The organism is Pseudoxanthobacter soli DSM 19599 (assembly GCF_900148505.1).
In the GTDB taxonomy this organism is placed as follows: Bacteria; Pseudomonadota; Alphaproteobacteria; order Rhizobiales; family Segnochrobactraceae; genus Pseudoxanthobacter; species Pseudoxanthobacter soli.
In genome coordinates this window covers 333,779-353,118 of the sequence record NZ_FRXO01000002.1, presented here as the reverse complement: position 1 = coordinate 353,118, position 19,340 = coordinate 333,779, and the positions used below count along the sequence as shown (strand labels likewise).

Sequence of the window (19,340 nt, the reverse complement as noted above, 5' to 3'; positions counted from 1 at the left end):
AATTCGCAGCCGGATCGAAAGGCGCCGTTTTCCAGACATGGCCGGCGTTCTAGCAGCACGGCCGCGCGGAATAAAGTGGCGTGAAAAACGGGAACGGCGAGGGCCGTGCCCTCGACCGCGGCTCGGCACGCTCCGACGCGCGCTCAGCGCTGCGTCGTCACCCAGTTCTCCGGCGCCTCGAACGGCGCGTTCGAGGGGGCGAGCATCGTCCGCCCGAGGATGTGGTCCGAGGCCTTCTCGCCGATCATGATGGTCGGCGCGTTGAGATTGCCCGTCGTCACCCGCGGCATGATGGAGCTGTCCGCCACCCGCAGCCCCTCGATGCCGATGACGCGGGTTTCCGGATCGACCACCGCCATCGGATCGGAGCGGCAGCCCATCTTGCAGGTGCAGGAGGGATGGTAGGCGCTTTCCACCTTGGCGCGGACGAAGGCGTCGATGGCCTCGTCGGAGGTGACGTCCGCGCCTGGCTGGATCTCCCTGCCGCGATAGGGATCGAACGCCTTCTGCGCGAAGATCTCGCGGGTGAGACGCACGCAGGCGCGCATCTCCACCATGTCGTCCTCGTGGCTCAGATAATTGAACCGGATCGACGGATGCTCGCGGGGATCGCGCGATTTCAGCCGCACCCAGCCGCGGCTCTTCGATCGCATCGGGCCGACATGGGCCTGGAAACCGTGCTCGCTCGCCAGTCCCTGGCCGTCATAGGTCACGGCGATCGGCAGGAAATGGTACTGGATGTCGGCGTAGCGCACCCCCGGCCGGGACCGGATGAAGCCGCAGCTTTCGAACTGGTTGGACGCGCCGAGGCCCCCCTTCGTCAAGAGCCATTCGGCGCCGACCCTGGCCTTGCCGAGAAGGTTCGCCTGGCCATAGAGCGTGATCGGCTGGGTGCAGGCGACCTGGAAATAGAATTCCAGATGATCCTGCAGGTTCTCGCCGACGCCCGGCAGATCGTGGACCACGGGAATGCCGAGCGCGGAGAGTTCCGCCGCCGGCCCCACGCCGGACAGCTTCAGAAGCTGCGGCGAGTTGATCGGCCCGCCGGAGAGGATGACCTCCCGGCGCGCTTTCACCACATGCTCCGTGTCGCCCTTGAGATAGGCGACGCCGATCGCGCGCTTGCCCTCGAACAGGATGCGCGTCGTCAGCGCGTGGGTGCGCACCTCCAGGTTCGGTCGCGACATGGCCGGCTTCAGGTAGGCGTTGGCGGCCGACCAGCGCACGCCGTTCTTCACGGTCATGTCCATGCGCCCGAAGCCTTCCTGCCGGGCGCCGTTGATGTCGTCGGTCGCCGGGTAGCCGGCTTCCTTCGCCGCCTCCACGAACACCGAATAGAGCGGGTTTCTGAGCGGACCGTATTTCGTCGCGAGCGGGCCGGAATCGCCGCGCCACGCATCGCCGCCTTCCTCCCGCGTCTCGGCCCGGCGGAAATAGGGCAGCACATGGCGATAGCCCCAGCCGGCCGCGCCCGCTTCCTCCCAGCCCTCGAAGTCGAGCGGATTGCCGCGCACATAGACGAGGCCGTTGATGGAAGACGACCCGCCGATCACCTTGCCGCGCGGGCAGTGCATCCGCCGCCCGCCGAGCCCCGGCTCCGGCTCGCTTTCATAGTGCCAGTTGTATTTCGGCATGTTCATGGGAATCGACAGCGCCGCCGGCATCTGGATGTAGATCGAGCGGTCCGAGCCGCCATATTCCAGCACCAGCACGCTGTTCTTGCCGTCCTCGGTCAGCCGGCTCGCCAGCACGCAGCCGGCCGAGCCCGCCCCGACGATCACGTAGTCGAACATCTCGCCGCCAGAAGCCGTCGCCGCCGCCATGACTGTCCCCACTTCCTGCCGCTCGCCGACGCCTCAGTAGGGCGCTTCGACGGGGCCGAGATTGACGTAGACGCTTTTCAGCTGGGTGTAGTGCTCGACCGCCGCCCGGCTGTTCTCGCGCCCGAGGCCGGATTGCTTCACGCCACCGAACGGCAGCTCGATGGGCGTGATGTTGTAGTGGTTGATCCAGCAGGTGCCGGCCTCCAGCGCCGCCACCATGCGGTGGCCGCGGGCGAGATCGCGGGTGAAGACGCCGGCCGCGAGCCCGAACGGCGTATCGTTGGCACGCCGGATCACCTCGTCCTCGGTCTCGAACTCGAGCACTGCCATCACCGGGCCGAAGATCTCCTCGCGCACGATGGCCATGTCATCGGAGCACGCGGTGAACACCGTCGGCGCGACGAACGCGCCCTTGTCGAGCCCGCCGGCGGTGACGCGATGGCCGCCCGTCAGGACGGTGGCACCCTCGGCCTTGCCGCGCTCGATATAGCCGAGCACCTTCTCCATGTGGTCCTGCGAGATCAGTGCGCCGACCTGGGTGCGGGGATCCCGGGGATCGCCGACCACCATCTTCTCGACGCGCACCTTGAGGCGGGCGAGGAAGTCGTCGCGCACTGCCTTGTGCACGAACACGCGGGTTCCGTTGGAGCAGACCTCGCCGGCCGAATAGAAGTTGGCGAGCAGCGCGCCCGAGACCGCGTCGTCGAGATTGGCGTCCTCGAACACGATCAGCGGGGATTTGCCGCCGAGTTCCAGCGTGACGTGCTTCAGCGTGGCGGCGGCGTCCGCCATCACCTTGCGGCCGGTGCCGACCTCGCCGGTCAGCGACACCTTGGCGATGGCCGGATGGCGCGTCAGCAGCCGTCCGGTATCGGCGAAGCCCTGCACCACGTTGAACACGCCGTCCGGAACGCCGGCTTCCGTCATGATCTCGGCGAGTTTGATTGCGGTCAGCGGGGTCAGTTCCGCCGGCTTGAAGATCATGGCGTTGCCGCAGGCAAGCGCGGGCGCGGATTTCCAGCATGCGATCTGGATCGGATAGTTCCACGCGCCGATGCCGGCGACGATGCCGAGCGGCTCGCGCCGGGTGTAGCCGAAGGCGGACGGGCCGAGATCGACGTGCTCGCCGGTCAGCGTCGCGGCGAGGCCGGCGAAATAATCGAGGCAGTCGGCGCCCGAGATGACGTCGACCACCGAAGTTTCCTGGATCGGCTTGCCGGTGTCGCGGGTCTCCAGCAGCGCCAGTTCCTCGTTGCGCGCGCGCAGGATGTCGGCGACGCGCTTCAGGATGCGGCCGCGCTCCGCGCCGGTCATCGCACCCCAGATCTTCTGCCCGGCCCGGGCGGCGGCCACGGCCGCCTCGATCTCGGCTTCGCCGGCGATCTCCAGCGTGGCGAGGACCTCGCCGGTGGCGGGGTCGGTGGTGGTGAAGGTCCGGCCGGACTGCGAGGCCACGTGCCGGCCGCCGATATGGTTCATGATGGGTCCTTTCGGATGGGCAGCGGGCGGCGTGGCGGTCTGTGTGCTCGCCCTCACGGCGGCGAGGCGCATGTCGACGAACGACGAGGCGATCGCCCGCGCGCTGGCACCATGGTCGTCGATGTCCGTGACGAGCGTCTGTCGCAGCCAAAGACCGTCGATCATGGCCGCGATGGAAACCGCGATCGCTTCCGCTTCGCGGGCCGGCACCAGCCGCTTCAGGGCATGGCGCAGGTTGGAGAGCATGCGCTTCTGGTAGACGTTCTGCACCCGCTTGAAGCGCGTGGAGTGCAGCACCTCGCCCCAGAACGCGAGCCAGACGCTGGAGGTGCGGCGCTCGAACTCCTCCGGCGCGAGCGTGGCGTCGATCACGGCCTGGATGCGTTCGCGAGGGTTGCGGGCGGTCGCGAGCCGGTCGGCCGCGATCCGTCCGAGCCGGGTCGCCATATGGCGCAGGGTCGCTTCCAGAAGGCCGTCCTTGTCGCCGAAATAATGGGCGACGAGCCCCGGGGAAACGCCGGCGCGGCGCGCGATATCGCCGAGGGTGCAGGCGGAAAAGCCGACATCGGCGAGCGATTCGATTGTGGCGTCGATCAGCTGACGCCGCCGCCCGTCCTCGCTCTCGCTCCGTCCTTCGCTGCGTCCTGCCGCCGTTTCGCGCATCGCCGCCGCCGTCCCCCAGAATTCAGTTGCAGATGCCGCACAAGATCCGGTTGCATCATCGCATTGCGTGGCCGCCCGGCACGGCGATCCGCTGCGTCTTCGTCGATGGCGACGGGCTGTCCGCGACTCTGATTGAACGGGCAATCAAAGTCCAGTCGCCCGAGCCGCCGCATGCGACCGCCAGAGCGGCCGTTCCGGGCTTGGCGCCATTGTGCCGTGATCGAATACCGAGGGAAATCGCAATTTTTAGACATTGAACGACTAAACAATGTGCGTGACAGCGCCGCCGGTTTAGCCTTGAATGAGTATTCAACGGGGTGGGCGATATGTGCCACCCCGCAACAAAAGGACGGCACAAAGCCGTCCGGGGAACAGCGGCGGTCTTCCGCCAATCGCCTCTTGAGGCGGCGCTGCCGGGCCGGAAAGCCCGGGACGCGGGCGGGTTGTAATCGTGCTGAAGCGAAGGGCTGCGAAGGTGGCCCGCGTCGTGCCGTGAGGGTCCCGCCGGACTGCACCGGCCCCCTCCCGGCAAGTGCCTGCGGGTGCTTGCGCGCCCTCGGGCCGGCCGCTTCGGCCTGGCTTGATTCGGGATCAGCGGCCGCCTGAGGCCGCTCTCAGGAGGGGAAGTCTGCGATGATGACGTTCGGACATTTCGAGGCGCGGCTGGCGAGAGCCGTCGGATCGGTGCTGGCGGCGGCGACGATCGCCACAGCGGCCCTTTCCGGTTCCGCGATGGCCGCCGATCCGGCCACCTGCAAGACGGTGACCTTCGCCGATGTGGGCTGGACGGACATCGCCGCCACCACCGGTCTCGCCTCGACGATCCTGAAGGGCCTCGGCTACGAGCCGGAGGTGCAGGTGCTGTCGCTGCCGGTCACCTATGCCTCCATGAAGAACAAGGATGTCGACGTCTTCCTCGGCAACTGGATGCCGTCGCAGGATGCCGACCGCAAGCCGTTCGTCGACGACGGGTCGGTGGAAGTCGTCGAGGCCAACCTCGAAGGGGCGAAATACACCCTCGCGGTGCCGAACTACACCTATGAAGCCGGTCTCAAGTCATTCCAGGACATCGCCAAGTTCAAGGACCAGCTCAAGGGCAAGATCTACGGTATCGAACCGGGCAACGACGGCAACCGCCTCGTGCAGGAAATGATCGACAAGGATGAGTTCGGCCTGAAGGGTTTCGAACTCGTCGAGTCGAGCGAGCAGGGCATGCTGGCCCAGGTCGACCGCGCCGTGCGCCGCAAGGAGCCGGTGGTGTTCCTCGGCTGGGCGCCGCATCCGATGAACGAAGCCTACGCCATGCAGTACCTGTCCGGCGGCGATGACGTGTTTGGGCCCAACTTCGGCGGCGCGACGGTCTTCACCAACGTGCGCAAGGGCTACCTGCAGGAGTGCCCCAATGTGGGCACGCTCATCAAGAACCTGAAGTTCACCCTGCCGGTCGAGAATCAGGTGATGGGCCTCATCCTCAACGACAGCAAGGCGCCCGAGGAGGCGGCGGCCGAGTGGCTGAAGAAGAATCCCGGCGAGCTCGATGCGTGGCTCGCGGGGGTGACGACGTTGGACGGCCAGCCGGGTCTGCCGGCCGTCAAGGCCAGCCTCGGCCTCTGATCTGACAGGTTCCGCCTTTCTGACAGGTCCCGCCTTTCTGAAAGGGCTTGCCTTTCTGAAAGGTCCTGCTTTGGCCGCGGGCGGCTTCGGTCGTCCCGCGGCCCGCGGCGCCCGCCTCGTGAGGAGACCCTGCCTATGTATGCCTGGCTGACGGAGCACAAGATTCCGCTCGGTTCCTGGGTCAAGGTGTTTGTCGACCTGCTCAACGACCATGCCCAGGGCTTCTTCGACTTCGTCTCCCTGGTGCTCGGCGCGCTGATCGACGGCCTGACGGATCTTCTCCTCGTCGTGCCGCCTCTGGCGCTCGTCGCGGCGTTCGGCGCGCTGGCCTACCTGCTGCACCGCTCCATCGGCCTCGTGGTGTTCACGGTCGTCGCGCTCCTGTTCGTCATCAATCTCGGCTACTGGCAGGCGACGCTGGAAACGCTGTCGCTCGTCATCTGGGCGACGGTGGTGTGCGTGGTGATCGGCGTACCGATCGGAATCGCGGCGGCCCACCGGCCCTGGCTCTACACCGCTATCCGGCCGGTGCTCGACCTGATGCAGACGATCCCGACCTTCGTCTATCTCATCCCGACGCTCGTCCTGTTCGGCCTCGGCACGGTCCCGGGCCTGATCTCAACGGTGATCTTCGCCATCCCGGCGCCGATCCGGCTCACGCAGCTCGGCATCGCCTCGGTCCCGTCCGGGCTCTACGAGGCCGGGCAGGCGTTCGGCGCCACGCCGCGCCAGCTTCTGTTCAAGATCGAGCTGCCCCATGCCATGCCCACCATCATGGCGGGCATCACCCAGTGCATCATGCTCAGCCTCTCGATGGTGGTGATCTCGGCCCTCGTGGGGGCGGATGGCCTCGGCAAGCCGGTGGTGCGCGCCCTCAACTCGGTCAACATCAGCATGGGGTTCGAGGCCGGCGCCGCGATCGTCGTGCTCGCCATCGTGCTCGACCGCATCTGCAAGCGCCCCGAGCGCAAGGCGAGGAAGGGCTGAGGGATGACGCTGCCGACCTTCGACATGAAGCCGGTCTCGCCCGGCGCGACCCATCCCGCCGAAGCCGGCGGCACGCGCGAGACAGCGGTCGAGTTCCGCGACGTCGATATCGTGTTCGGCCCGCGCCGGAAGGAAGCGCTCGCGATGATCGACGCGGGGGCGACCCGCGACCAGATTCTGGCCCAAACCGGCTCCGTGCTCGGCGCCGCCGGGGTCAGCCTCACGGTTCATCGCGGCGAGATCTGCGTGTTGATGGGGCTTTCCGGCTCCGGCAAGTCCACCATTCTGCGCACCGTCAACCGACTGAACGAGGTTGCGCGCGGCGAGGTGTTCGTGTCGCATCGCGGCGGCCTCGTCGACGTATCGCGCTGCGAGCAGAACACGCTGCGCGACATCCGCATGCACACGGTCTCGATGGTGTTCCAGCAGTTCGGATTGCTGCCCTGGCGCACCGTGCGGGAGAACGCCGGCTTCGGGCTCGAACTGCGGGGCATGTCGGCGGCGGAGCGCAACCGCGTGGTCGACGAGAAGCTCGCCATGGTCGGGCTGACGGCCTGGGCGGACAAATACGCGCACGAACTTTCCGGCGGCATGCAGCAGCGCGTCGGCCTCGCCCGCGCCTTCGCCACCGACGCCGACATCCTCTTGATGGACGAGCCGTTCTCGGCCCTCGATCCCCTGATCCGCGACAAGCTGCAGGACGAACTCCTGTCGCTGCAGAAGTCCATCCACAAGACCATCCTGTTCGTCAGCCATGATCTCGACGAGGCCCTGAAGCTCGGCAACAAGATCGCCATCATGGAGGGCGGTCGCGTCGTGCAGGCCGGCACGGCGGAAGACATCCTGCTCCGCCCCGCCAACGAATACGTCGCCGAATTCGTCAAGCACATGAATCCCCTGAACGTGCTGCGTGGCACGTCGGTGATGCGCCCGGTGGAGCACCTGCCGCGCGTCGACGGCGCCGTGCTGCTCGACCGGGACGGCCGGGTCCGCCTCGAACTCGATCCCGACAACCGGCCGCTGTCGGTCAGGATCGACGGCCGGGAAGGGCGCCTTGGCACTGCGGAGGGCGACGGCGCGCGCCTCGCCGAGCCCTGCGACATCATCGTCGCTCCCGTCGACCTCAAGCTCAACGTCGCCATCGGCCTCAAGCGGCAGAGCGATCACGCGATTCTTCTGGTGGATCAGCTCGGCCGCCTCGCCGGGCTCTGCGACGACGACGAGATCTATCGCTGCCTGTTGCGGCGAAGCGAGCCCTGAACGAACGTCAACGGCCTTGCCCGTGCGGCCGCATGGCCGCAGGTCCACGATCGTCTCCCGATCCGTCGCGCTGTCGGCGTCGTCCGCCCTCGCCGCGTCCCGCGCGCGCGGCAGGGAGGCGACGACTGTGGCGGGGCGTCCGCGCGGAGCGGAGGCCGCATTGCACCCGCCACCCGTTCCGCCGCCTTTCGCCGTCTCGCTCTTGAGGGGGGCGGGGCGCGAATGTTATTTCAGAATCAAGAAGCGTCGTTCGCCGGGTTTCGTGACCCGTGCGATACAAGACGTCGTCAGTGAACGTGAGGAGCCTGCCGCGTCGCCGGACGAGGCAGGATTTGAAGCGCCTTGGCCGCGGGCCGCGCGTCCAGATCATCGAGGAACGTCCGGGTAGCACCATGAATCATCATTCGACGGCCGGATCCGGGACGACAGCGTCGGACGAGAAGCCGCTGTGGATGCCCACGGCGAAGCAGATCGCCGACGCCGCGGTGACGCATTTCGCGGCCGAGGCGGAGAAGGTCGCCGGCCGTCCGCTGCCCGATTACGATGCCCTGCACGCCTGGTCGATCGAAGATCGCGCGGCATTCTGGGATCTCGTCTGGGAGTTCTGCGGGGTCGTTGGCGACAAGGGCGAGCGCCGCCTTGTTGATGACGCCATGCCCGGTGCGAAGTTCTTTCCCGATGCCCGGCTCAATTTCGCCGAGAACCTGCTGCGGCGATCGGACGATGGTGACGCCATCGTGTTCCGTGGCGAGGACAAGGTGAACCGCCGGCTGAGCTGGCGCCAGCTTGCCGAGCTCGTCTCGCGACTCCAGCAGGCTCTGAAGGCAGCCGGCGTCGGCATCGGCGATCGCGTGGCCGGCATGATGCCGAACATGCCGGAAACCGCGGCGGCCATGCTGGCGACGGCCTCGCTCGGCGCGACTTGGTCGTCCTGCTCGCCAGATTTCGGCGAGCGCGGCGTTCTCGACCGCTTCGGCCAGATCGAGCCGAAGGTGCTGTTCGTCTGCGACGGCTACTGGTACGCCGGAAAACGCATCGAGGTCGCATCCAAGGTGAAGGCGGTGGCGGAGCAGCTGCCGACCCTCGCTGCGGTCGTGGTGGTGCCCTACCTCGAGATCGCAGAGGCCGTGGCCGCCGACGTGCCGCGCGCCACGTCGCTCGATCACTTCATCAAGCCCTACCAGCATCGGGAACTCGAATATGTGCGCGTGCCCTTCGCGCAGCCGCTCTACATCATGTTCTCGTCGGGCACGACGGGCATGCCGAAGTGCATCGTCCATTCGGTCGGCGGCACGCTGCTGCAGCACCTGAAGGAGCACATCCTCCAGTCGGACGTCCGCTCCGGCGACAGGGTGTTCTACTTCACCACCTGTGGCTGGATGATGTGGAACTGGCTGATCTCTGGCCTCGCTGCCGAGGCGACGCTGCTTTTGTTCGACGGATCGCCGTTCCATCCGACGCCCACCGTGCTGTTCGACTATGCAGAGGCCGAGCGCATGACGCTGTTCGGGACCTCGGCGAAATATATCGACGCGCTCCACAAGAGCGGCGCCCGTCCGCGCGAGACCCACAATCTCTCGACGCTTCGGCTGATGGCCTCCACCGGCTCGCCGCTGGCGCCTGAAAGCTTCGAGTTCGTGTACGAGGCCATTGCCCCGCACGTGCAGCTCGCCTCGATTTCGGGCGGAACCGACATCGTGTCTTGCTTCGTGCTCGGCGTGCCGACGCTGCCGGTGTGGCGCGGCGAGATCCAGCGCCCCGGCCTCGGCATGGCGATCGAGGTGTGGAACGATCAGGGTCAGCGGGTCTTCGAGGAGAAGGGCGAACTCGTCTGCACCAGGGCCGCGCCCTCGATGCCGATCGCCTTCTGGAACGACAAGGACGGCGCCCGCTACCGCGCGGCCTATTTCGAGCGCTTCCCGGGTATCTGGTGCCACGGCGATTTCGCCGAGATCACCCGCCATGGCGGCGTGGTGATCTACGGCCGTTCGGATGCCACGCTGAACCCGGGCGGCGTGCGCATCGGCACCGCCGAGATCTACGAGCAGGTCGAGATCATCCCGGAGGTGCTGGAGGCGATCGCGATCGGGCAGGACTGGGACGGCGATACCCGCATCGTGCTGTTCGTGCGGCTCGGGCCGGGCGTGGTGCTCGACGAGACGCTCGAGAAGCGCATCCGCACCCAGATCCGCACCGGCGCCAGTCCGCGCCATGTGCCGGCGAAGATCCTGGCCGTGGCCGATATCCCCCGCACCAAGTCCGGCAAGATCACCGAACTCGCCGTCCGTGACGTGGTCGCCGGCCGTGAGGTGAAGAACAAGGAAGCCCTCGCCAATCCGGAGGCGCTGGAGCTCTATCGCGACTTGGAAGCCCTCAGGAGCTGAGTCGGCTCGCAACCTTCAGGGGCCGGCGTTTCGGCGTGAAAGCGCCGCAATGCCAGGCATTTCAAGATCTGCCAGTCCGCCCGGCAGACGGGCGGCCTTGCTTACCGAATTCTGCGTCGGAACCGCGCCGGCAGACCCCGGCGAATGGTTGCTGCTGCGCCTCCTTGATATGCAACTACCGCGTTTTCATCTCTTCAAGATGGTTGCATTGTCTCTACAAGCCTCGGGTAAGCTTCGACCGACTTGTCGATATTAAAATCTTCGCCTCTCTGTATATTAAGACCCACAAGAAGCGGCCGATAAAGCGCGCGCTGGCAAACTGCTTGCCTGTTACTGCGAGGGCCTGGGGTTTGGAATGACCGTCGTCCAGGATAAGGACTGGCGGGTATGAGGTCTTAAGATGGGTTTGGAGTCGTTTATAGCCTTCCGCGGGGCCTCGAGCGCTGCGGATGTCGATACCGCCGTGCTTGACGACCTGCCGGTCGCCGTCCTGCTCTGCGATCCCGTCCGCTTCGTCATCGTCTACGCGAACGCACAGGCGCGCTGTCTTCTGAAGACGCTCGAAGCGGTGCTTCCGGTCCGACCAGAGGCGGTGGTCGGCTCGTCACTCGACCTCTTTCCGGGCCTGATTCCGTCCGATGCGGCGGCTCGCCGGAAGTTGATCGCCGCGACCGCCCCGTCCGGTGCCGTCAAGGTGGAACTCGGCGATGAAATCCTGGAGTTCCGCCTTTCGGCCGTGCGCAGTGCCCGCGGCGAGTGCCGCGCCGTGCAGCTGACGTGGGATGTCGTCACGGCAAGGGTCGAGCGTGACAGGAAGAACGAACTGTTCCGCCGCATGATCGAGGTCGTGCCGGTCAACGTCATGACCTGCGACCTCACCGATTTCCGCATCGACTACGCCAACCGTACCAGCGTGGAGATGCTGCGGCTGGTCGAGAACGACCTGCCGATCAAAGCCGACGACCTCATCGGCACATCGATCGACGTGTTCCACAAGGTGCCCGGCCGCATCCGCGCGATGCTGGCCGATCCGAAGAACCTGCCCCATGTGGCCGACATCAAGGTTGGGGCGGACACCCTGCGGCTGCACGTCGTCGCGATCAGGAATGACGATGGCGCCTATCTCCGCCCGATGGTGACGTGGTCGCTCGTGACCGAGAGCATCAAGGTCGCCAACAGCGTGCGCGGTGTCATCCAGGCGATGAACGATACCTCCGCCGAGATGCAGACCACGAGCGGCCGGCTGCTGAAGCTCAGTGAGGCGGCCGAGGAATCCGCCTCGGCCGTGTCGTCCGCCGGTGTGGAGATGTCGGCCTCGTTCGAGGAGATTTCCAGCCAGATCCGGCGCGCGACCGGCATGTCGCGCGATGCCGTGCAGCAGGCCGCATCCGCGAACGAGCGTGTGGGGTCTCTCGCCAACAGCATCGAGCTGATCGGCGCCGTCACGGTGCTGATCGAGGCCATCGCCTCGCAGACCAACCTGCTCGCGCTCAATGCCACCATCGAGGCCGCACGGGCCGGCGACGCCGGTCGGGGCTTCGCGGTGGTCGCCCAGGAGGTCAAGGCGCTCGCAGCCCAGACCGCCCAGGCCACCCGCGACATCCGCGACCAGATCGCCGCCATTCAGAGCACCAGCAATGGTGCGGCAAGCGCGGTCGCCGAAATCGCCGACTATATCGGCCAGATGAACGACGTTCTGGTGGTGCTTTCCGCGGGAGTCGAGGAGCAGGCTGCCACGAACCGCAGCGTCAGCGACATGATCGTCGGTGTCTCCAACGCAACGGCGGAGATTCGCACGGTGGCGCTGTCGGCGCGTACCGTGGCGGACGAGGTCACCGGCTTCTCGGGCCACCTCGAGAACGAGGTGGCCGTGCTCCTCAACGGCGCCTAGCGCATATCCCGTTCAGGTTGCCCTGATGCGGGCAGGCCTGAAACCGGCGGCGCCGGTACGATGGCGCTCGGCAGGCTCCGTGCCGGAATGCGCTTCAGGCGGGCGCGATCTCCGACTCCGGGTTGGTGTCACGCCCGTCCTCGTCGCGTCCGTCGTCGTCGCGCCCGGCCTGGAACTGCAGCCGGTGAAGCCTCGCGTAGAGGCCGCCTCTGGCGATCAGTTCGTCGTGGGTCCCCGATTCGGCGACGCGCCCCTGATCCAGCACCACGATGCAGTCCGCCGCGCGGATGGTGGAAAGCCGGTGGGCGATCACCAGCGTCGTGCGCCCTTGCGACAGCCGGTCGATCGCCTCCTTGACGAGATGCTCGGATTCGGAATCGAGCGCCGATGTGGCTTCGTCGAGCAGCAGGATCGGAGCATCCTTGAGGAAGGCGCGGGCGATGGTCACGCGCTGGCGTTCGCCGCCCGAAAGCCGCGCGCCCCGGTCGCCCACCTGGGTGTCGTAACCCTCCGGCAGGCGGGCTATGAAGCGATCCGCGGCAGCGGCCTCTGCGGCTGCGCGGATGGCGGCATCGTCCGCACCCGGCCGGCCGAGCGCGATGTTGCCGCGCACGGTGTCGTCGAACAGCACCGCCTCCTGGGTGACGACGCCGATCGCCTGACGCAGGCTGGCGAGCGTCACCGAGCGGATGTCCTGCCCATCGATCAGGATACGGCCGGCCTCGATGTCGTAAAGCCGGGGAAGCAGGCCGAACAGCGTCGACTTGCCCGCGCCGGAGCGCCCGACGATGGCCGTGGTCTTGCCGCCGGCGATGGAGAGGTCGAACCCGTCGAGCGCCAGCGTGCCGTCCGGGTAACGGAAACGCACGTCCTCGAAGCGGATCGCGCCGGATGAGACCGCCAGCGGCGCGGCGTCCGGACTGTCGACCACCGTCGCCTTCTCGTCGATCACCGAGAACACGCGGTCGAGCGCGGAGAAGCCCTGCTGCAGGATGGTGTTCAGGCTGCCGATGCCGCGCAGCGGCTGTGCCGCGAGCAGCAGCGCCGAGACGAAGCCGGTGAACTCGCCGACCGATGACGCGCCGGACCCGATGCGCCAGCCGATCACGGCCAGCACGAGCGCGACGGCAAGGCCGCCGAGCGCCTCGAGCACCGGCTCCACCCGGCCGCGCTGGTCGGCCGTCTTGATCTTCAGCTTGCGGATGACCTCGAACACCGTGTTGGCACGGGTCCGGAGATAGTCCTCCAGCCGGTAGCTCTTCACCACGCGGGCGGCGCCGAAGCTCTCGGACACGAGCCCGGCCATCATGCCCATCTGTTCCTGGGTGGTGGTCGTCACCCGCCGCACCCGCTTGCCGATGCGCTGGATCGGGATCACCGCGAACGGCACGATGACGAGCGACATCAGCGACAGCTGCCAGTCGAGCCACAGCATCGCCGCGAACACCGAGATCAGCGTCAGCACGTCGCGCACCAGGCTCGATGTCGCCCGCGTCAGGGCCTCGCGGATGAAGCCGAGGTCCGTGGTGAAGCGCTGGGTCAGTGCGGCCGGGGTTTCGCGCGACAGCCGGGCGACGTCGGCGGCGACGAGATGGTCGTAGAGCTCGATCTGGAGTTCCGTCTCGATGCGGGTCGCCACCCGGTTGGTCAGCGCCACCTGGCCGTAGAGCGCCACGCTCTTGACGATGGTCACCAGCGCCACGGCGACCGGCAGATAGGCGATGCGCACGCTGTCGCGCGCGGTGAAGGCGTCGTAGGCGTGATTGATGATCAGCGGATAGAGGCCGGTGGTGCCGGCGGCGATCGCCGTGACGACGAGCACCATGATGAGCTGCGGCCACATCGCGCGGATATGGCTGCGCCAGAGCCGTGCGGCCAAGGGAAGGCTTTCGCCACGAAGGGGAGGGGCTTTGAGGGCCTTGGAGGGAGTGCCCTGGGCGCTGTCACGCTGCTTCATCGCGGGCCGCCGGCTCCTTGTTCTCTGCCTGCCGCGCCGTCCGCGGGCCGGCGAACGACGGGCCGGCGGAGCGTATGGACGAATCGGCCGGGTTTGGCAATGCCGGGCCAGCCGCCGGCAACGCGGCTCATTTCGGCGGCCAGAGCGGCACGTCGTCGATGATGATCGCGCTGGTCCATAGCGTCTCGACCGCCTCCACGAGGTTCTGCGGTGCCGGAACGTAGCCGAGCGATCCGCCGATCTCGCCGCCGGAGCGATAGATCCAGTCGAAGAACTGCAAGGCCGCGACGGCGTTGTCGCGGTTCTGCGGCACGGCATCCATGACGACGAACGTCGTCGCCATCATCGGCCAGCCGCCGATCGACGATGGGTCGACCTTCGCCGGGTCGATCACGAGGTCGGCGAAGCCGAGCCCGCCGTTCAAGCCCGCGGTCAGCGTCGCCACGGACTTGGTGAAGCTCTCCGGGCTGGCGGTCAGGGTGCCGGTCGGCGTGCGCAAGGCCACGATCGGCGCCCGTGAGGCGGTGGCGTCGGCGAAATCGGTGTAGCCGATCGCACCCGGCGTCGCCGCCACGGTCACCGCGACGCCAAGGTCGCCGGTGGACAGCACGGGCTCGCCGCGAAAAGGCACCTTGCCGCGCGCGGAACGCAGCGCATCGGCATAGGCCTTGCTGGCCACGGAGAGATAGCGGTTGAAGACGATGGTCGATCCGCCGCCCTCGTGCTCGTGGCTGACGACGACGATCGGAATGTCCGGCAGCTTCATGCCGCCGTTCAGCGCGGCAATCGCCGGATCCGACCAACGGGTGATGCGGCCGAGAAAGATGTTGGCGAGGGTGTCGCCGTCGAGCTCCAGCCGCGACACGCCCGGAACCGTGGCGACCGGCACCACCGCTCCGAACACCAGCGGCCACTGCACGAAGCCGTAGCTGTCGAGATCGGCCGCGCTGAACGGCGCATCGGTCAGCGCGAAGGTGATCGCGCCTTCGTCGATCTGGGAGCGGGCGGAGGCGACGCCGTTCGGCTGGTAGCTCACCGGGATGTGGGTCTTCTGCTGGAAGCCCGCCGCCCAGCGCGACATCGCGGGAAAGACGAGCGTCGAGCCGGCCCCCGTCACCACCGAGCGGGCGGCGGTGTCCGGACGGTTGGCCTGTGCCTGCGCCGGGCTTGCGGCCGGCATCGCCAGCGGGACGGAGAGCATCAGCGCGGCAGCGGCGGCGCGGACGAGCCGGAGGGCATGGGCGCGGACCGGGGCATAGGCATCGCCCGTGCGGGCCGGTCCGCGGCCGTTCGCCGGGGCGCCGCAGGTCCGGGATGTCGTGAGGCGGGAGATCATCGGGGCAGGGCTCCGCAACGCCGGCATGGTGTCGGCGGCGCACTCTGGTCCGGCGCGCGCGCGGGATCAAGGCGGCAAAGCACACCGGACAGCGGATGCGACCGCGGGCCGGGTCGTTCCCGCGGTCCCACCGTTCTTTCGGTCCCGGCGCGGCGGCACACGGCAGCGCCACATCGGGAACGGGCGGCTGCCACCTTGGCGGCAGCCGCAAGTGTGTCAGGCAGGATAGACGTGCGTCAGGCGAGGTAGTCGTGCACCACTTCGCCGAGACCGAGGGTGAGGTCGGTCACGATATGAACGCCGCTCAGCACCTCCAGCACCGGCAGGTCGGCGACGGGAGCGAGCGCGTGGTGGAACAGTTCCAGCGCGGCCGGGCCGGTCCAGGCGCCTTTGAAGACGATGTCCGTCATGTGGTAGCGCACGAGTTCGCAGATCCGCGGGCTGCCGTCCACGTGGGGGATGATCTTCAGCAGGTAGTTCGGGGCGGTCAGCGCGCCCATCACATCGGCTTCGGAAAGCGTCTTGTGCTTGTAGCCCATGGTGGCGGTCGCCAGCTTGACCGGACCGAAATGGAGATTGCCGAGCAGCGTCTCCTTCTCGATCGTCAGCTTGGGGTTGGCGAGCTTCTTCGGGAAGCCCCAGAGTTCGCGTCCGCCGGCGATCGGCGGCTCGCAGTCGAGATACATCGCGTGCACGTAGGCGCCGGGCTTGCCCTTGTAGCTCACCGGAATGACCTGGCCGGATTCGGTGTAGTCGCCGAAGCCGGTCGAATCCGGCATGCGGATGAACTCGAACTTGACGATGGGATCGGTGATTTCCAGCGGCGCCGGCACGACCTTGGCAAGCGCGGCCGGATCGGTCCGATAGGTGACGATCAGGAACTCGCGGTTGATGAACCGGTACGGCCCGACCGGATAGGCCGGGCTGGTGAACGGCATCGCGAAGGCCTTCTGGCGGATTTCGTCTTCACTGATCATCGTGTGCTCCAGCGGGGCAGGCGGTGGACGGGCCGGATGCGGACCGGGGAGGCGGGGCATCCGGGGGGAAGGCACGGTTCGCGCGGGCGGGCATTTTGCTCCGGCCCACGAAGGCGCTGCGGCGCGGCGCGGCGTGTGCCGTTGCCGGCGCCGGGCGGCGCCCGCCGATCAGTCGTCGGCGTCGCGGTTGATGTCGTGGGTGACGACGCCGGCGTCGGCCTCGGTCGGCGGGCAGAACCACTCCGGATGCCGCAGCGTGCGCATGATGGTGTCGCGGCCGGCGTTCCAGTGATCGACCATGGTATTGCGCGAGAACTCGTAGTCCTTGAACTCGCGGTCGTAGCCGTGGCGGCGGTAGATGAGGTGGATGATGTTCACCTCCGCCTTCATACGGAGCTTCGCGAGCTCCTTGTATTCCGGCATGTCGTGGAATTCCTTCGGCAGCTTGTCGAGAAGCGCGCCGACGGCGCGCCGCGAGCGCTGCATCTGGCGGAACATATCGGTGTTCAGGCGCGTGCGGCTGGAGAACTGGATGTCCTTCTCCCGCTCGCCGAGCTCCGCGAAGGTGCGCGGGCGGTTGCCCGTCGACGAGAACAGGTCGACCTGGAAGATCAGCGAGCGGTCGTGCGGTGCCCGCGACAGCACGTAGGACAGCGGCGTGTTGGAAACGAGTCCGCCGTCCCAGTAGAGTTCGCCTTCGATCTCGACCGGCGGAAATCCCGGCGGCAGCGAGCCCGAGGCCATGATGTGCTCCGGCCGGATGCGCCGTTCGCGGCTGTCGAAATAGACGAAGTTGCCGCTGCGGATGTTCACCGCGCCGACGGAAAGCCGCACCGGGCTCTTCTCGTTCAGATAGTCGAAATCGACCAGCGTCTCCAGCGTGTTGCGCAGCGGCGTGGTGTCGTAGATGCTGAGCGCCTCGATCGAGCCGGGCGGCTGGAACTGCGGCGGCGGAAAGCGCGGTTCGAAGAAGCCGGGCTGGCCGAAGGCGAGCGCCGAGAACGACGACAGCTGATTGAACATGCTGCGCGCGGCGTCGCCCGAGGGGATGAAGGGCCACTGCACCCGGCTCGTGACCAGGTCCCAGAATGCGCGCAACTGGTCTATGCGCCGCTCGGGCGGGTTGCCGGCGATGATCGCGGAATTGATCGCGCCGATGGAAATGCCCGCGACCCAGGTGATGTCGAGACCGACTTCGGACAGGACTTCCGCGACGCCCGGTTGATACGACCCCAGTGCGCCGCCTCCCTGCAAGACCAGAACCACGTTCTTGTAGTTCGCCTCGACTTCCTTGCGGACCGCCGAGAAGTCTTCAACCGATTGCCGTTTGCCGGGCTTGAATTGGAACACCTAGGGCTCCTTCGATATTGGCGTGGCGGCGATGATAGCCACAAATATGTGTCAAATATACCCTGCTGCCGGGCCGCGGGCGAGGCGCCGCAGCCCGGCGCAAGGCTGCCGGGCGCGCGCGTGCGTTGACAAGGCCGGCCGGTGGCGCCTTAGTGGCCTTGCCGACGGTCCCGGTGGGCGAGAGCCTCCGGGTGAAAAGGGAATGCGGTCTGGACAGCGGTGCTGTCCGATGCCGCAGCTGCCCCCGCAACTGTAGGCGGCGAGCCCTCGCCAAGATGCCACTGGCGTTAGTGCCATCTCTTTAGAGGTGGAGCGGCCGGGAAGGCGGCGGGGGGCGGCGGACGGCGTCATGCGCCGGATCGCCGGAACGCCGCGAGCCAGGAGACCTGCCGCCGGCCGAACGATCGGGATGCGTGCCGGGCGGGGTGCCTCGGGATGCAGACGACGGCTGGACGTTCGGGCTCGGTGGTTGCCGGCCTCGCAACCGGCGTCGGTCCTTGACGCACCTCGCGACAAGATCGCCTCATCGGCGGCTGGCCCGGTGCGATCCGAAGGATGTCCATGCAAACCCTCGCGCGCATTCCCTGCACCATCGTCACGGGCTTCCTGGGCTCCGGCAAGACCACGCTGATCCGCCACGTGCTTGAGACCGCCCACGGCCGCAGGCTGGCGGTGATCGTCAACGAGTTCGGCGACGTCGGCATCGACGGCGAACTTCTCAAGGGCTGCGGCGACGAGACTTGCCCGGAAGAGAACGTGGTGGAACTCGCCAACGGCTGCCTGTGCTGCACGGTGGCCGACGAGTTCGCCCCGGCGATCGAGACCATCCTCTCGCGCCGCCCCGAGGTGGAGCATATCCTGATCGAGACCTCCGGCCTCGCCCTGCCGAAGCCGCTGGTGCAGGCGTTCCAGTGGCCGGAAATCCGCGGCCGGGTCACGGTCGACGGCGTCGTCGCGGTGGTCGACGGCGCGGCGCTGGCCGACGGCAAGGTGGCGGCCGACGAGGAGGCGCTGGCCCGCCAGCGTGCCGAAGATGCCTCGCTCGACCACGACGATCCGGTGGAAGAGGTGTTCGAGGATCAGCTCGCCTGCGCCGACCTGATCATTCTTTCCAAGACCGATCTTCTCGACGAGAACGGCCTGGCCCGCGCCCGCGCCGCCATCGACGGTGCGCTCGCCGAGAGTGGCGTCGATCGTCCGGTCGCCGTGGTGCCGGTCGCCGAAGGCCGCATCGAGGCCGCCGCGCTGCTCGGCCTCGGCGTCGGGGTGGAAGACGAGATCGAGAACCGCCGCACCCATCACGACGACGAGGAAGACCACGACCACGACGAGTTCGACAGCTTCGCCCTGCCGATCGGCGAGGTGTCCGATCCGGCCGACCTCGCCCGGCGCGTGGCGGCCGCGGCGGCGGCCGGTCCCGCGCTTCGCGTCAAGGGGTTCGCCTCGGTTGCCGGCAAGCCGATGCGCCTCGTGGTCCAGGGCGTCGGCACCCGCGTCGGCCACCATTTCGACCGGCCGTGGAAGGCGGGCGAGGCACGCGACGGCCGCCTCGTCGTCATCGGCCTGAAGGGGCTCGACCGCGACGCCGTCGCGCGCGCCCTCGCCGGCTGACGCCGAGA

12 protein-coding genes and 1 riboswitch are annotated in these 19,340 nt (G+C 67.6%); of the genes, 6 read left to right on the top strand and 6 right to left on the bottom strand.

All coding sequences use genetic code 11. The features are described from left to right. Window positions 1-143: 143 nt before the first annotated feature. Both betA and betB read right to left on the bottom strand, forming a co-directional pair. Window positions 144-1,823, bottom strand: coding sequence for a choline dehydrogenase (gene betA, locus BUF17_RS06015; RefSeq protein ID WP_073626579.1), 1,680 nt, complete (start codon window positions 1,821-1,823; stop codon window positions 144-146). Between the two features lie 33 nt (window positions 1,824-1,856). Further along, entirely contained in the window at window positions 1,857-3,965 is a 2,109-nt protein-coding gene (betB, locus tag BUF17_RS06010; protein ID WP_073626577.1) for a betaine-aldehyde dehydrogenase, read from the bottom strand. Between the two features lie 633 nt (window positions 3,966-4,598). Here betB and BUF17_RS06005 point away from each other — a divergent pair. The 5 genes from BUF17_RS06005 to BUF17_RS05985 all read left to right on the top strand — a co-directional run bounded on the left by BUF17_RS06005 (window position 4,599) and on the right by BUF17_RS05985 (window position 12,101). Then, the gene (locus tag BUF17_RS06005; RefSeq protein WP_073626576.1) at window positions 4,599-5,579 is read left to right on the top strand and encodes a choline ABC transporter substrate-binding protein; all 981 of its coding nucleotides are present in this window, start codon (window positions 4,599-4,601) and stop codon (window positions 5,577-5,579) included. Window positions 5,580-5,714: 135 nt separating this feature from the next. Continuing rightward, a complete protein-coding gene (gene choW / locus BUF17_RS06000) occupies window positions 5,715-6,566 on the top strand; it encodes a choline ABC transporter permease subunit (RefSeq protein ID WP_073626574.1) in 852 nt (283 codons plus the stop codon). 24 nt (window positions 6,567-6,590) lie between these two features. Then, the gene (gene choV / locus BUF17_RS05995) at window positions 6,591-7,826 is read left to right on the top strand and encodes a choline ABC transporter ATP-binding protein (RefSeq protein ID WP_073627194.1); all 1,236 of its coding nucleotides are present in this window, start codon (window positions 6,591-6,593) and stop codon (window positions 7,824-7,826) included. 452 nt (window positions 7,827-8,278) lie between these two features. After that, window positions 8,279-10,210, top strand: coding sequence for an acetoacetate--CoA ligase (locus BUF17_RS05990; RefSeq protein WP_244530779.1), 1,932 nt, complete (start codon window positions 8,279-8,281; stop codon window positions 10,208-10,210). A 463-nt stretch (window positions 10,211-10,673) separates the two neighbouring features. Beyond that, window positions 10,674-12,101: a methyl-accepting chemotaxis protein gene (locus BUF17_RS05985; protein ID WP_175563621.1), complete on the top strand. Its 1,428-nt coding sequence runs from the start codon at window positions 10,674-10,676 to the stop codon at window positions 12,099-12,101. Window positions 12,102-12,195: 94 nt separating this feature from the next. On the opposite strand, the gene BUF17_RS05980 is transcribed toward BUF17_RS05985, so the two are convergent. From BUF17_RS05980 to BUF17_RS05965, 4 genes are all read right to left on the bottom strand, one after another. Continuing rightward, window positions 12,196-14,058, bottom strand: a complete 1,863-nt coding sequence (locus tag BUF17_RS05980) for an ABC transporter ATP-binding protein (RefSeq protein ID WP_073626570.1) — start codon at window positions 14,056-14,058, stop codon at window positions 12,196-12,198. A gap of 127 nt (window positions 14,059-14,185) precedes the next feature. After that, window positions 14,186-15,394, bottom strand: coding sequence for a substrate-binding domain-containing protein (locus BUF17_RS05975; RefSeq protein ID WP_073626568.1), 1,209 nt, complete (start codon window positions 15,392-15,394; stop codon window positions 14,186-14,188). Window positions 15,395-15,630: 236 nt separating this feature from the next. Next, entirely contained in the window at window positions 15,631-16,371 is a 741-nt protein-coding gene (locus tag BUF17_RS05970) for an acetoacetate decarboxylase (RefSeq protein ID WP_073626566.1), read from the bottom strand. 168 nt (window positions 16,372-16,539) lie between these two features. Further along, on the bottom strand, window positions 16,540-17,721 hold the full coding sequence (locus BUF17_RS05965) for a DUF3734 domain-containing protein (RefSeq protein WP_073626564.1): 1,182 nt from the start codon (window positions 17,719-17,721) through the stop codon (window positions 16,540-16,542). Window positions 17,722-17,869: 148 nt separating this feature from the next. Next, window positions 17,870-18,129: riboswitch (cobalamin riboswitch) on the top strand. Between the two features lie 153 nt (window positions 18,130-18,282). On the opposite strand from BUF17_RS05965, the gene cobW reads away from it, so the two are divergent. After that, entirely contained in the window at window positions 18,283-19,332 is a 1,050-nt protein-coding gene (gene cobW, locus BUF17_RS05960) for a cobalamin biosynthesis protein CobW (protein WP_139282434.1), read from the top strand. Window positions 19,333-19,340: the final 8 nt, after the last annotated feature.

Bases quoted from the DNA above. Each gene is read 5' to 3' on its own strand.
- betA (WP_073626579.1), bottom strand. From the start codon at position 1,823: ATGGCGGCGGCGACGGCTTCTGGCGGCGAGATGTTCGACTACGTGATC.
- betB (WP_073626577.1), bottom strand. From the start codon at position 3,965: ATGCGCGAAACGGCGGCAGGACGCAGCGAAGGACGGAGCGAGAGCGAG.
- BUF17_RS06005 (WP_073626576.1), top strand. From the start codon at position 4,599: ATGATGACGTTCGGACATTTCGAGGCGCGGCTGGCGAGAGCCGTCGGA.
- choW (WP_073626574.1), top strand. From the start codon at position 5,715: ATGTATGCCTGGCTGACGGAGCACAAGATTCCGCTCGGTTCCTGGGTC.
- choV (WP_073627194.1), top strand. From the start codon at position 6,591: ATGAAGCCGGTCTCGCCCGGCGCGACCCATCCCGCCGAAGCCGGCGGC.
- BUF17_RS05990 (WP_244530779.1), top strand. From the start codon at position 8,279: ATGCCCACGGCGAAGCAGATCGCCGACGCCGCGGTGACGCATTTCGCG.
- BUF17_RS05980 (WP_073626570.1), bottom strand. From the start codon at position 14,058: ATGAAGCAGCGTGACAGCGCCCAGGGCACTCCCTCCAAGGCCCTCAAA.
- BUF17_RS05975 (WP_073626568.1), bottom strand. From the start codon at position 15,394: ATGATCTCCCGCCTCACGACATCCCGGACCTGCGGCGCCCCGGCGAAC.
- BUF17_RS05970 (WP_073626566.1), bottom strand. From the start codon at position 16,371: ATGATCAGTGAAGACGAAATCCGCCAGAAGGCCTTCGCGATGCCGTTC.
- cobW (WP_139282434.1), top strand. From the start codon at position 18,283: ATGCAAACCCTCGCGCGCATTCCCTGCACCATCGTCACGGGCTTCCTG.